General features: G+C 61.9%; 13 protein-coding genes. 6 read left to right on the top strand and 7 right to left on the bottom strand.

What is annotated here, in order from left to right:
* Positions 1-85 precede the first annotated feature (85 nt).
* Genes C4J94_RS01745 through C4J94_RS01735 form a run of 3 tightly spaced genes read left to right on the top strand, consistent with a single transcriptional unit; the run spans position 86 to position 3,503 of the window.
* Positions 86-1,381, top strand: a complete 1,296-nt coding sequence (locus tag C4J94_RS01745; RefSeq protein ID WP_124384715.1) for a murein hydrolase activator EnvC — start codon at positions 86-88, stop codon at positions 1,379-1,381.
* Positions 1,382-1,411: 30 nt separating this feature from the next.
* Positions 1,412-2,728 (top strand): S41 family peptidase, encoded by a 1,317-nt coding sequence (locus tag C4J94_RS01740; RefSeq protein WP_124384714.1) that lies wholly within the window; start codon positions 1,412-1,414, stop codon positions 2,726-2,728.
* A gap of 1 nt (position 2,729) precedes the next feature.
* Positions 2,730-3,503 carry a divergent polysaccharide deacetylase family protein gene (locus C4J94_RS01735; RefSeq protein WP_124384713.1) on the top strand — a complete coding sequence of 258 codons (774 nt, stop codon included), beginning with the start codon at positions 2,730-2,732 and terminating at the stop codon, positions 3,501-3,503.
* Positions 3,504-3,613: 110 nt separating this feature from the next.
* On the opposite strand, the gene C4J94_RS01730 is transcribed toward C4J94_RS01735, so the two are convergent.
* From C4J94_RS01730 to C4J94_RS01700, 7 genes are all read right to left on the bottom strand, one after another.
* Complete coding sequence (locus C4J94_RS01730; RefSeq protein ID WP_124384712.1) at positions 3,614-4,369, bottom strand: ABC transporter substrate-binding protein; 756 nt, start codon at positions 4,367-4,369, stop codon at positions 3,614-3,616.
* Between the two features lie 66 nt (positions 4,370-4,435).
* Positions 4,436-5,206, bottom strand: a complete 771-nt coding sequence (gene hisF / locus C4J94_RS01725; RefSeq protein ID WP_003171107.1) for an imidazole glycerol phosphate synthase subunit HisF — start codon at positions 5,204-5,206, stop codon at positions 4,436-4,438.
* 9 nt (positions 5,207-5,215) lie between these two features.
* Positions 5,216-5,953 (bottom strand): 1-(5-phosphoribosyl)-5-[(5-phosphoribosylamino)methylideneamino]imidazole-4-carboxamide isomerase, encoded by a 738-nt coding sequence (gene hisA, locus C4J94_RS01720; protein ID WP_029295899.1) that lies wholly within the window; start codon positions 5,951-5,953, stop codon positions 5,216-5,218.
* Between the two features lie 39 nt (positions 5,954-5,992).
* Positions 5,993-6,250, bottom strand: a complete 258-nt coding sequence (locus tag C4J94_RS01715; protein WP_124384711.1) for a DUF2164 domain-containing protein — start codon at positions 6,248-6,250, stop codon at positions 5,993-5,995.
* Entirely contained in the window at positions 6,251-6,889 is a 639-nt protein-coding gene (gene hisH, locus C4J94_RS01710) for an imidazole glycerol phosphate synthase subunit HisH (RefSeq protein WP_124384710.1), read from the bottom strand.
* Complete coding sequence (gene hisB, locus C4J94_RS01705) at positions 6,889-7,482, bottom strand: imidazoleglycerol-phosphate dehydratase HisB (protein WP_003237513.1); 594 nt, start codon at positions 7,480-7,482, stop codon at positions 6,889-6,891. Before hisB ends, hisH begins: the two co-directional genes overlap by 1 nt.
* A gap of 262 nt (positions 7,483-7,744) precedes the next feature.
* Positions 7,745-9,406, bottom strand: a complete 1,662-nt coding sequence (locus C4J94_RS01700; protein WP_124384709.1) for an OFA family MFS transporter — start codon at positions 9,404-9,406, stop codon at positions 7,745-7,747.
* A gap of 324 nt (positions 9,407-9,730) precedes the next feature.
* Here C4J94_RS01700 and C4J94_RS01695 point away from each other — a divergent pair, with 324 nt between their 5' ends.
* The 3 genes from C4J94_RS01695 to C4J94_RS01685 are packed head-to-tail and all read left to right on the top strand — an operon-like array spanning position 9,731 to position 13,280.
* Positions 9,731-11,947 carry an AsmA family protein gene (locus tag C4J94_RS01695; RefSeq protein WP_124384708.1) on the top strand — a complete coding sequence of 739 codons (2,217 nt, stop codon included), beginning with the start codon at positions 9,731-9,733 and terminating at the stop codon, positions 11,945-11,947.
* Complete coding sequence (mutY, locus tag C4J94_RS01690; RefSeq protein WP_124384707.1) at positions 11,944-13,011, top strand: A/G-specific adenine glycosylase; 1,068 nt, start codon at positions 11,944-11,946, stop codon at positions 13,009-13,011. Before C4J94_RS01695 ends, mutY begins: the two co-directional genes overlap by 4 nt.
* Complete coding sequence (locus C4J94_RS01685) at positions 13,008-13,280, top strand: oxidative damage protection protein (RefSeq protein ID WP_032894036.1); 273 nt, start codon at positions 13,008-13,010, stop codon at positions 13,278-13,280. The genes mutY and C4J94_RS01685 overlap by 4 nt, the downstream gene beginning before the upstream one ends.
* The last annotated feature ends 60 nt before the right edge of the window (positions 13,281-13,340 follow it).

Below are 13,340 nucleotides of genomic sequence, written 5' to 3'. Positions count from 1 at the left end.
GCCCGCCAGCCCCAATTGGGCGTTTTTTTTGCAGCGCTTGGCGGGCATACTAGGCCGTCCCTTTCCCCTGGTGTCGCCCGCCTCTATGCTTCGCGCCTTGATTACCCTCGCTCTTGTCTGCCTGCTCCAACCGGCGTTTGCCGATGAGCGCGCACAAACCCAACAGCAGCTGGACGCTACGCGTCAGGACATTACCGAGCTGAAGAAACTGCTCGGCAAGCTCCAGGAAGAAAAATCCGGCGTGCAGAAAGACCTGCGCGGCACGGAAACCGAAATGGGCAAGCTGGAGAAGCAGGTCCAGGAGCTGCAAAAAGAACTAAAGAAGAGCGAGTCGGAACTGGAGCGACTCGACGCTGAGAAAAAAAAACTCCAGAGCGCACGCGTTGAACAGCAACGCCTGATCGCGATCCAGGCCCGCGCCGCCTACCAGAGCGGCCGCCAGGAATACCTCAAGCTGCTGCTCAACCAGCAGAACCCGGAAAAATTTGCCCGCACCCTCACCTATTACGATTACCTGAGCCAGGCGCGCCTGGCGCAATTGAAGGGTTTCAACGAAACCCTGCGCCAGTTGGCCAATGTCGAGCAGGAGATCAATGATCAGCAGGCACAGCTGCTCGACCAGAAAACCGCACTCGACACCCAGCGCAACGAACTCGATAAAGTCCGCAAGGAGCGCCAGCAGGCCCTGGCCAAGCTCAACGACGACGTGAAAGCCCGCGACGCCAAGCTGCAAGCCCGCGAGCAGGACCAGGCCGACCTGGCCAAAGTGCTCAAGACGATCGAAGAAACCCTGGCGCGCCAGGCACGCGAGGCCGAAGAAGCGCGGCAAAAAGCGCTGATCGCCCAGCAGGAAGCGGAAAAAAAGCGCCAGCGTGACGCCGAACTGGCTGCCACCAGCGATGCGCCTGCGCCCCGCAAACCGGCGCATGCAGCGCCAGGCCCGCTGGTTTCCAGCAGCGGCGAGTCGTTCGGCGGGCCTTTTGCTTCGGCCCGGGGAAAACTTCCATGGCCGGTTGATGGTCGACTGCTGGCACGCTTTGGGGAAACCCGTGGCGATGACACCCGCGCCAAGTGGGACGGAGTGATGATCAGCGCCTCTGCCGGCAGCCAGGTCCACGCCGTCCATGGCGGGCGCGTGGTGTTTGCCGATTGGCTGCGCGGCGCCGGTTTGCTGGTAATTCTTGACCACGGTAATGGCTATTTGAGCCTTTATGGCCACAATCAAACGTTACTCAAGTCGGCAGGTGATGTGGTAAAAGCCGGTGAATCCATTTCCACTGTCGGTAACAGTGGTGGCCAGGACACGCCGGCGCTGTACTTCGCTATTCGTCAGCAGGGTCGCCCGAGCGATCCCGCACAATGGTGCCGATCCCAAGGATAGGGTCGCATCTACATTAGGAGTTCGTTCGACATGCTGCATTTGTCCCGCCTCACTTCGCTGGCCCTGACGATCGCCCTGGTGATCGGCGCGCCTCTGGCTTTTGCCGACCAGGCCGCTGCGGCTGCACCCGCCGCCTCTGCCGCGACCACCAAGGCACCGTTGCCGCTGGACGAGCTGCGCACCTTTGCCGAGGTCATGGACCGGATCAAGGCAGCCTATGTCGAACCCGTGGACGACAAGACCCTGCTGGAAAATGCCATCAAGGGCATGCTCAGCAACCTCGACCCGCATTCGGCGTACCTGGGCCCGGAAGACTTTGCCGAACTGCAGGAAAGCACCAGCGGTGAGTTCGGTGGCCTGGGCATCGAAGTGGGCTCCGAAGACGGCCAGATCAAAGTGGTCTCGCCTATCGACGACACCCCCGCATCCAAGGCCGGCATCCAGGCCGGAGACCTGATCGTCAAGATCAATGGCCAGCCGACCCGCGGCCAGTCCATGACCGAAGCCGTCGACAAGATGCGCGGCAAGCTCGGCCAGAAAATCACCCTGACCCTTGTACGCGACGGCGGCAACCCGTTCGACGTGACCCTGGCCCGCGCGACTATCACGGTCAAGAGCGTGAAGAGCCAGTTGCTGGAGTCGGGCTACGGCTACATCCGCATCACCCAGTTCCAGGTCAAGACCGGCGACGAAGTGGCCAAGGCCCTGGCCAAGCTGCGCAAAGACAACGGCAAGAAGCTCAACGGCATCGTGCTCGACCTGCGTAACAACCCAGGCGGCGTGTTGCAGTCGGCGGTGGAAGTGGTCGACCACTTCATCACCAAGGGCCTGATCGTTTACACCAAGGGCCGTATTGCCAATTCCGAGCTGCGCTTCTCGGCCACCGGCAACGACCTCAGCGAAAACGTACCGCTGGCCGTGCTGATCAACGGCGGCAGCGCCTCGGCGTCGGAGATCGTCGCTGGCGCCCTGCAGGATCAGAAACGCGGCGTGCTGATGGGCACCACCAGCTTCGGCAAGGGTTCGGTGCAAACCGTGCTACCGCTCAATAACGAGCGCGCGCTGAAGATCACCACCGCGCTGTATTACACGCCCAATGGTCGCTCGATCCAGGCCCAGGGCATCGTGCCGGACATCGAAGTGCGCAAGGCCAAGATCACCAACGAGATCGACAGCGAGTACTACAAGGAAGCCGATCTGCAAGGCCACCTGGGCAATGGTAACGGCGGTGCCGACCAGCCGACCGGCAGCGGCGCCAAAGCCAAACCGATGCCGCAGGACGACGACTATCAGCTGGCCCAGGCACTCAGCCTGCTCAAGGGCCTGAGCATCACGCGCAGCCGTTGATATGCGTGTTGCACTGATTATCGCGGTGCTGTGCAGCCTGGCCGGATTCGCGCAAGCGACCCCGGCCGGCGCGCCGCACAAAGCCTACCTGACGCTGATCATCGACGACCTGGGGCAAAACCTGCCCCGGGACCGTCGCGTACTGGCCCTGCCCGGGCCGGTCACCACCGCGATCATGCCCGACACCCCCCACGCCGCCGAATTTGCCCGTGAAGCCCACAAGGCCGGCAAGATCGTCATCCTGCACATGCCTATGGACCCGGCCACCGGTCCGTTTGCCTGGCACCCCGAGCTTTCCATCGAAGAGCTGGGCAAGCGCCTGGATGCTGCGTTCGAGGCCGTGCCCTACACGGCTGGCATCAACAACCACATGGGCAGCCGCATGACTGCACAGCCGGCAGCGATGGCGTGGTTGATGGGCGAACTGCAGCGGCGCCACAAGTTCTTTGTGGACAGCCGTACCAGCGCGCAAACGGTCGCTGCAGCCGAGGCGCAGAAAATTGGCCTGGCCCATGTCTCGCGAGATGTATTCCTCGATGACGAACGCACCGAGGCGGCGATTACTACCCAACTGCAAACCGCGATCAAGCTGGCGCACACGCAGGGGTCAGCGGTGATGATCGGGCATCCTTATCCACAGACCCTGGCAGTGCTCGAGCGCGAGCTGCCCAAGCTAAAGGCGCAGGGCGTCGACTGGATTGATATCAAATTAATGATCAGTGTGCGCAGCAACCGGGCCATGAGTGCCCACGGCAAAAACGGCATCTATCGCTGACGGCCCCTCCTACCCTGTAGGAGCGAGCTTGCTCGCGAAAAACCCGAGACCGCCGCGTACACCCAGGAGGCTCGCGTCATCGGTGACGTCTTTCGCGAGCAAGCTCGCTCCTACAGGTATTGCGCCATGATCTCGTCTACGCGGCCGTCCCTGCGCAACTCATCCAGCGCCGCCTGAAGCCTGGCGACCACTTCATCCGGCACATCCTTGTTCAACGCCAGGTAAAGCTGCGCACTGTTGAAGCGCAGTACGGTCTTGAGCCCGTTCACCCCCACCTGCCGCGCCAGGTATCGCCCAGCGGGGTCACCGGTGGCCCACAGGTCGATCTGGCCGTCCATGAGCTTGCTCGCGTTGTCCTGGTCGCGCAGGGCAACCACCGGGTTGAGCCCCTGCTTCTCCAGCGTCTGGGCAATCGCATCGCCCTTGTAGGCGCCGATCTTGTAGCGCCGGGCGCGTTCAAGGCTGTCGAGCTGGATCTTGCTGTCGGCCTTGGCCAGCAGCACCCAGTCGTCCGGGCCGATCGGGCCTACCCATTTGAACAGCGCTTCACGGTCCGGCAAGCGCGCCATGACGAATACGCCATAGCCCGGCTTTTCCAGGGCGAGTTTGTAGATTCGCTCCCAGGGAAAACGCAACGTGAGGTTGTAGGAAATGCCGGCGCGCTTGAAGGTTTCACGCACGATGTCCACGGCGATGCCTTCGATGTTCTCGTCCTTGGCGAAGTTCTTGCCGTTTTTCGCCATGTTGTAGGGCGGGAAGTTTTCCGTCAGCAACACCAGGGCGGTGTCAGACGGTTCTTCAGCGTGTGCCGTAGCCACCATGAGCATGGAGGAACTGGCGAGGGCGAGCAGCAGGTGTTTGAACATGAAGGCTACCGGAATCCATGGCAAGCGCAGAGAGTGCCGCGAGCCTGCCATGGTGTCCAGCAACGTTTAGCGAACGACGATACCGCGCGCGGCCATGTAGGCTTTGGCCTCGGGGACGGTGTATTCGCCGAAGTGGAAAATACTCGCCGCCAGCACAGCGCTGGCATGGCCTTCGATGACGCCATCGGCCAAGTGCTGCAGGTTGCCGACACCGCCGGAGGCGATCACCGGGATGCCCAGCGCGTCGCTGATGGCCCGCGTCACGCCCAGGTCGAAACCATTTTTCATGCCGTCCTGGTCCATGCTGGTCAGCAGGATTTCACCGGCGCCCAGGCCTTCCATCTTCATCGCCCACTCCACCGCATCCAGGCCGGTGGGCTTGCGCCCGCCGTGGGTGAAGATCTCCCAGCGCGGAGTCTCGCCAGGGCCGGAGACTTTCTTGGCGTCGATGGCGACGACGATGCATTGCGAGCCGAAGTGCTGCGCGGCCTCGCCGACGAATTCCGGGTTGAACACCGCGGCGGTGTTGATCGAGACCTTGTCCGCGCCAGCATTGAGCAGATTGCGGATGTCTTGCACGGTGCGCACGCCGCCGCCCACGGTCAGCGGAATGAATACCTGGCTGGCCATGCGCTCCACGGTGTGCAGTGTGGTGTCGCGACCGTCGACGCTGGCGGTGATGTCGAGAAAGGTAATCTCATCGGCACCCTGCTCATCGTAGCGACGGGCGATTTCCACCGGGTCGCCGGCGTCACGGATGTTCTCGAACTTGACGCCCTTGACCACTCGACCGTTGTCGACGTCCAGGCAAGGGATGATGCGTTTGGCCAGCGCCATGGTCAGTCCTCAGCCGTTGTAGGCATCGCAGTAAGCCTGGGCTTCGGCGACGTCCAGGGTACCTTCGTAGATCGCGCGACCGGTGATGGCACCGATGATCCCAGGCGCCTTGGCGTCCAGCAGCGACTTGATGTCGCCCAGGTTGTGGATGCCACCGGAAGCGATCACCGGGATCTTCGTTGCCGCAGCCAGCGCCGCGGTGAACGGCACGTTGCAGCCCTGCATCATGCCGTCTTTGGCGATGTCGGTATAAACGATGGCAGACACGCCGTCGGCTTCGAACTGCTTGGCCAGGTCGATCACTTGGATGGTGCTGATTTCAGCCCAGCCGTCGGTGGCGACGAAGCCGTCTTTGGCGTCCAGGCCCACGATCACTTTACCTGGGAAGGCGCGGCAAGCTTCGGCGACAAAGGCTGGGTCTTTCACGGCCTTGGTGCCGATGATCACGTAGCTCACGCCGGCCTTGACGTAGTGCTCGATGGTTTCCAGGGAACGGATGCCGCCGCCGATCTGGATCGGCAGGTTCGGGTAGCGCTTGGCGATGGCGGTGACCACCTCGCCGTTGACCGGCTGGCCTTCGAAGGCGCCGTTCAGGTCCACCAGATGCAGACGACGGCAGCCCCCTTCCACCCATTTGGCAGCCATGCTCACCGGGTCATCGGAGAACACGGTGGAATCTTCCATGCGGCCTTGGCGCAGACGTACGCAGGCGCCGTCCTTGAGATCGATAGCGGGGATAATCAGCATCTGGCAAACCTTATTCGATATTCAGCAATGCTTGGGAAATCAGGGTTTCTCAAGCGACCACAAGTCGCTTTCGATGCTTTCGAACCTTTCTTTAAGGAGCGTCTGCGTATCGAAAATCGCCCTGTTGTAATAGTGCGGCGCCACTTCGGTGGTGAACAGCTCGAGAATCTCGGCGACCTCGAACGAGCCCAGCTTGAGCTCGAAGCGGTCTTCCATGAAGCGCTTGATCTTGTCGGTAGCCTCACGTTCCTGCTCGGGCGTGAGATTCAAGATGGGCGCTTTGGGCTTCTTGGCCATTTACCAGCGACCATCCCACGCGGCGAAGTTCTGCAGCAATTGCAGGCCATGGGTATGGCTCTTCTCAGGGTGGAACTGCACGGCAAACCGCGAGCCGTCGGCCAGCGCAGCAGCGAAGTCGACGCCGTAGTGCCCGCCACCCACCACTTGCTCGGGTTTACCGGCGGCAATGTAGTAGCTGTGCACAAAGTAGAAACGCGCCATGTCCGGCACTTCGTGCCACAGCGGGTGGTCGACACTCTGGCGCACTTCGTTCCAGCCCATGTGCGGGACCTTCAGGTGCGCGCCGTCTTCGTGCAGGTCCTTGCCGAAGAACTTCACTTGGCCTGGGAACAGGCCGATGCAGTCAACGCCGTCGTTCTCTTCACTGCTGTCGAGCAAGGCTTGCATGCCCACGCAGATGCCGAGGAACGGGCGGTCCTGGCTGACTTCGCGCACCAGGCTGTCAAAGCCCAGGCGGCGGATCTCGGCCATGCAGTCGCGAATCGCACCCACGCCGGGAAACACCACCCGGTCGGCTTCGCGAATCACATTGGCATCGCTGGTAATCAGCACCTTGCCGGCACCGACGTGTTCGAGGGCCTTGGCCACCGAGTGCAGGTTACCCATGCCGTAATCGATAACCGCGACCGTCTGCATTACAAAACGCCCTTGGTCGACGGCATCTGCCCGGCCATGCGGTCATCCAGCTCGACGGCCATGCGCAGCGCGCGGCCGAAGGCCTTGAATACGGTTTCGATCTGGTGGTGAGTGTTGGTGCCGCGCAGGTTGTCGATGTGCAGGCTGACGAGTGCGTGGTTGACGAAGCCCTGGAAGAATTCCTGGAACAGGTCGACATCGAAGCCGCCCACCGTGGCGCGGGTGTAGGGCACGTGCATCTGCAGGCCTGGGCGGCCGGAGAAGTCGATGACCACGCGCGACAGCGCTTCGTCCAGCGGCACATAGGCGTGGCCGTAGCGACGGATGCCTTTTTTGTCGCCGATGGCCTTGGCAAATGCCTGGCCCAGGGTGATACCTACGTCTTCCACCGTGTGGTGGTCGTCGATATGCAGGTCGCCCTTGCTGACGATATCCAGGTCGATCAGCCCATGACGGGCGATCTGGTCCAGCATGTGCTCAAGAAAAGGCACACCGATATCAAATCGGGCCTTTCCGGTGCCATCCAGGTTGATCGAGGCTTTGATCTGGGTTTCCAGAGTGTCGCGCTCGACGGACGCCATACGTTCGACCATCACCAGCTCCGCAAAATCATTGGGGCGAAAAAGGCAGCCATTATAGGGGCGCGGGCGCTAAACAGAAACATCGGAGGGGATAAGACTGACGAGTTGAAGCGGGAATGTCGGGGATAGACATGTGTATACATGTGGGACCCAGCCCACCAGAACCCTGAACAATCAATGTGGGAGGGGGCTTGCCCCCGATAGCGGTGGGTCATTCAATAATGCATTGACTGATGCGCCGCCATCGGGGGCAAGCCCCCTCCCACAGTTGATATCAGTGGAACAGTACAGCCGTCTTCTGCAGGGTCACCCACACACCCCACGCCAGCGGAATACCCACCACCAGCCATGCCGCGACCGCCAATGGCTTGCTGCCGGCGGAGGCTTTCCACTCAAGTACGGTGGAAGCATCGGCACCTTTGTCATGGCCCAGCGCCTGTTCGGCGGCAAGTTCCGCGTCGGTCATGAAGTACTTGTCGGCCACCGGACGCACCAGCAGGTTGCAGATGAAGCCCAGTACCAGAAGACCTGCGAGGATATACAAGGTGATGTCGTAGGCCGCGGCGCGCTCGACGCCGATGCTCAGCTGATATTCACGCAGGTAGTTCACCAGCACAGGGCCCAGCACGCCGGCCGCCGCCCATGCGGTCAGCAGGCGACCATGGATCGCGCCGACCATTTGCGTACCGAACAGGTCGGCCAGGTAAGCCGGGACCGTCGCAAAACCACCGCCGTACATCGACAGGATGATGCAGAACGCCGCCACGAACAGTGCCACGTTGCCCAGGTGCCCCAGGTTCGGGATCAGCGCGTACAGGGCGAAGCCCAGGGCGAAGAACACGAAGTAGGTATTTTTACGCCCCAGGTAGTCGGAGAACGACGCCCAGAAGAACCGACCACCGATGTTGAACAGGCTCAACAGCCCGGTAAAGCCTGCGGCGATGGCAGCGATAGACGCCAGTTGCCCAGCATCCAGCTGGCCGAACGGCACGTCCACACCCAGCAGCTTGCCACCGAACACTTCCTGCAACAGTGGCGACGCCATGCCGAGGATGCCGATACCGGCCGACACGTTCAGGCACAGCACCAGCCAGACCAGACGGAATTGCGGGGTTTTCCACGCTACGTTCACGTGCACATGGCGGTGGGTGATCATCGCGTTGCTGGCTTTTTTCGCCGGCGCGGTCCAGCCCTCAGGCTTCCAGCCGGTCGGTGGCACGCGATACGAGAGTGCGCCACCGATCATGAACACGAAGTAAATCGCGGCCATGACCAGGAAGCTCTGCCATACGCCCACGCTGGTTGGCGAAGCGAAGTGGCCCATCAGCGCCGCGGCCAGCGGTGCACCGACCATCGCGCCGCCACCGAAACCCATGATTGCCATGCCGGTAGCCATGCCGCGCTTGTCCGGGAACCACTTGATCAGCGTCGATACCGGCGAGATATAACCCAGGCCCAGGCCGATACCGCCAATAACGCCGGAGCCGATCCACATCAGCCAGATCTGGTGGGTATAGATACCCAACGCCGAGATCAGCAGGCCACCGCACCAGCACAGTGCCGATACAACCCCGGCCTTGCGCGGCCCGGCGTGTTCCAGCCAGCCGCCCCAGATCGCTGCCGAGCAGCCCAGGAAGATGAAGAACAGGGTGTAGATCCAGCCCAGCATGGAGATTGGCCAGTCGCACTGGGACGAAAAGACCTGGGCGATAAAGCTCATGTCCGGCGCACAAGCGACCGGTGCGGTGATACCCAGCGCCTTGGACAGCGGCAACCAGAACACCGAGAAACCGTAGGCCATGCCGATGCACAGATGGATGGCCAGGGCGGCCGGTGGAACCAGCCAGCGGTTGAAGCCGGGCTTGGCGATAATGCGTTCCTTGGACAGGAACGCAGGCTGTGCGGCGCTGATATCGGCCGCAGTGCTAGTGCTCATTGGTGTTTCCCCCAGTTATTGGTATGCGTCCGTCAGGCGCTCTCCCCCTCGGCCTTGCACGCAAAGCGTGACCGTTTTTTTGGGTGAAACTCCATTTTGGCGCGACGATACGTCGCAGAAGGCGGACGAACGCGCAGAGATTAGCACTTGCGAACGCGAGAAAAACCAAAGTGACATCACTTTTTTCAGCGAATCGGTTTTTTTTGACGCCAGAATCTTGTTTCGTCGGTCGTAGATACAATGTAACGATCCACGAACTGATGCAGGCCGTCGGGCGTTATACTCTGCGGCTAAATTTTGAAATCGACATACAAGGACTCGCCCATGAAAGCGTTCGGCAAAATCCTGGGTCTGGTATTTCTCGGGCTGTTGCTGATCATTGTGGCTCTCGGCTTTGCCCTGACCCATCTCTTCGATCCCAACGACTACAAAGAAGAAATTCGCCAGATTGCCCGCGACAAGGCCCACATCGAGCTGACGCTCAATGGCGACATCGGCTGGAGCCTGTTCCCCTGGCTGGGCCTGGAGCTGCATGAAGCCGGGGTGGCGACCCTGACCAACCCGACCCAACCGTTCGCCGACCTGCAGATGCTCGGCCTGTCGGTACGCGTGCTGCCGCTGCTGCGCCGTGAAGTGCAGATGAGCGATGTGCGCGTCGAGGGCCTGAACCTGCGCCTCAACCGCGACAAGAACGGCCACGGCAACTGGGAAGACATCGGCAAGAACCTGCCCGATGAACCCACAGGCACCCCCGCTCCCGCGCCGGTCGAGCCAGTGGCTGAAACCAAGCCGGAAAAACCGCCGCAGCCGATCCGCCTGGACATCGACAGCCTGACCATCAACAACGCCCGCGTTGAATACAACGATGAACAGACCGGCAAGCAGTTCAGCGCCGAAAGCATCCAGCTGAGCGCCGGCGCCATCCACGAAGGCGCCAGCATCCCGCTGAAGCTGACCGCGTTTCTGGGTAGCAACCAGCCGGTCATGCGGCTCAAGACCGAGCTGAACGGCAACCTGCGTATCCAGCGCGCGCTCAAGCGCTACCAGTTCGAAGACATGCGCCTGAGCGGCGAAGCTACCGGCGAGCCTCTGCAAGGCAAGACCGTGACCTTCTCCACCCAGGGACAGGTGCTGGTGGACCTGGCGGCAAACTTCGCCGAGTGGACCAACCTGAAACTCTCGGCCAACCAGCTGCGCGCCCTGGGCGAACTTCGGGTCAATGACCTGGACAAAACCCCGCAGGTCATCGGCGCGCTGTCGGTTGCCCAGTTCGATCTGGCCAAGTTCCTGGAGAGCGTCGGCCACCCTCTGCCAGCCATGGCACCGGGCAGCCTGAGCAAAGTCGAACTGGTCAGCCGCGTCCAGGGCACGCCGACCAGCGTTGCGCTGGAAGATCTGAACCTGAAACTCGACGGCAGCACCTTCACCGGTCGCGTCGCCGTGGATGATTTCGCCAAGCAGTCACTGCGCGTACAACTCAAGGGCGATACCTTCAACGCCGACAACTACCTGCCGGCCAAATCCGAGGCCGCCAAAGGCGCCACCGCCGCACGCGAGGCCCAAGTGCAGAGCAGCGAAGCCGGGGCAATGGCAGCCGGCGGCACCACCCCGCTGCCGGAAGCCCCAACCAAAGGCGCCTGGAGCACCGACAAACTGCTGCCACTGACCCGCCTGCGCAGCCTGGATGTGAACGCAGACCTCGCCTTTGGCGAGCTGACCCTGAGCCAGTTGCCGATCCAGAACGCAGTGCTGAAGGCCTCCGGCATCGACGGCCAACTCAAGCTCGACAGCCTCAGCGGCGGCCTCTACAACGGTACATTCCAGGCCAACGGCAGCCTCGACGTGCGCCAGGACATCCCGCTGCTGGCGCTGCAAAGCCATATCAAGCAGGTGCCCGTTGAACGCATCCTGCAGGCCCAGGGTAAAACCCCGCCGGTCAAGGGCCTGATCACCCTCGACAGCAACCTCAGCGGCCGAGGCAACAGCCAGAAAGCCCTGATCGACAGCCTCAACGGCACCGCCAACGTCGTCATCAACAGCGGTGTGTTGCTCAACGCCAACATCGAGCAGCAACTGTGTACCGGCATCGCCCTGCTCAACCGCAAGACCCTGAGCACCACGCCACAAGGCAAGGACACGCCCTTCCAGGAGCTGCGCGGCAACCTGACGTTGCGCAATGGCGTGGCCAGCAACCCTGACCTGAAGGTGCGCATTCCTGGGCTGACGCTCAACGGCGATGGCGATGTCGACTTGCGCGTGCTGGGCATGGATTACCGCGTGGGCATCATCGTCGAAGGCGACCAGCGCGACGTGCCCGACCCGGCCTGCGAAGTCGGCGCCAACTTCCAGGGCATCGAAGTGCCGCTGCGCTGCCGTGGCCCGCTGGAGCTGGGTGCCAAGGCCTGCCGCCTGGACAAGGACGGGCTTGGTCAGGTCGCCATCAAGGCCGCCGGCAACCGCCTTAACGAGAAGCTCGAAGAGAAGCTCGACAAAGTGAATCCAAAGCTCAAAGACGCATTGAAAGGCCTGTTCAACCGATGAGAGACGAGCAGTTTTCAACAGCGGTACTCGACTGGTACGACCGCCACGGTCGCCACGACCTGCCCTGGCAACAGGGCATCACGCCTTATCGGGTGTGGGTGTCGGAGATCATGCTGCAGCAGACCCAGGTCAGCACCGTGCTCAATTACTTCGACCGGTTCATGGCGTCCCTGCCGACGGTCGAAGCCCTGGCCGCCGCGCCGGAAGACGAAGTGCTGCACTTGTGGACCGGCCTGGGTTACTACACCCGCGCGCGTAACCTGCAAAAGACCGCAAAGATCGTGGTAGCCGACTACGGCGGCGAATTTCCCAGGGATGTGGAAAAGCTCACCGAATTGCCCGGCATCGGCCTGTCCACCGCCGGAGCGATTGCCAGCCTGAGCATGGGCCTGCGCGCGCCGATCCTCGACGGCAACGTGAAACGCGTGCTGGCACGCTTTACCGCGCAAGAGGGCTACCCGGGCGAGCCCAAGGTCGCCAAGCAGCTGTGGGCCACCGCAGAGCGCTTTACACCCCATGACCGCGTCAACGCCTACACCCAGGCGATGATGGACATGGGCGCCACCCTGTGTACCCGCAGCAAGCCCAGCTGCCTGCTGTGCCCGCTGGAAAAAGGCTGCGAAGCGCACATGCTCGGCCTGGAAACGCGCTACCCGATTCCCAAGCCACGCACGGCCGTCCCGCAGAAACGCACACTGATGCCGATGCTGGCCAATGCCGAGGGTGCGATCCTGCTTTACCGTCGCCCCTCCACGGGCCTGTGGGGCGGCTTGTGGAGCCTGCCGGAGCTCGACGACCTGAGTGACCTGGATCACCTGGCCAACCAGCACGCGCTGGCGTTGGGCAAGCATCAGGAACTGCCAGGGCTGATCCACACCTTCAGCCACTTTCAGCTGGCCATCGAACCCTGGCTTGTCCAGGTCGAGGAAAGCACCCATCACGTGGCCGAGGCCGACTGGCTCTGGTATAACCTCGCCACCCCGCCGCGCCTGGGCCTTGCCGCCCCGGTGAAGAAACTGCTGAAGCGCGCGGCTGAAGTATTGAACGCAGGAGAGTCGTCATGACCCGTACCGTAATGTGCCGCAAGTACAAAGAAGAACTCCCAGCCCTGGAACGCCCTCCGTACCCAGGCGCCAAGGGCCAGGACATCTACGACCACGTCTCCGCCAAAGCCTGGGGCGACTGGCAGAAACACCAGACCCTGCTCATCAACGAAAAACGCCTGAACATGATGAACGCCGAAGACCGCAAATACCTGCAGGGCGAAATGGACAAGTTCTTTTCCGGCGAGGAATACGCCCAGGCCGAAGGTTACGTGCCACCTGCTCAATAATTGATCAAAAACCGGGGTCGGCACGTAAGCGACGGTAATAATTAAATATTTTTTGAAAAC

Source organism: Pseudomonas sp. R5-89-07 (genome assembly GCF_003851685.1).
GTDB lineage: Bacteria > Pseudomonadota > Gammaproteobacteria > Pseudomonadales > Pseudomonadaceae > Aquipseudomonas.
Note: the sequence above shows the minus strand (reverse complement) of the source record. Positions and strands in the feature narration are given on the sequence as shown.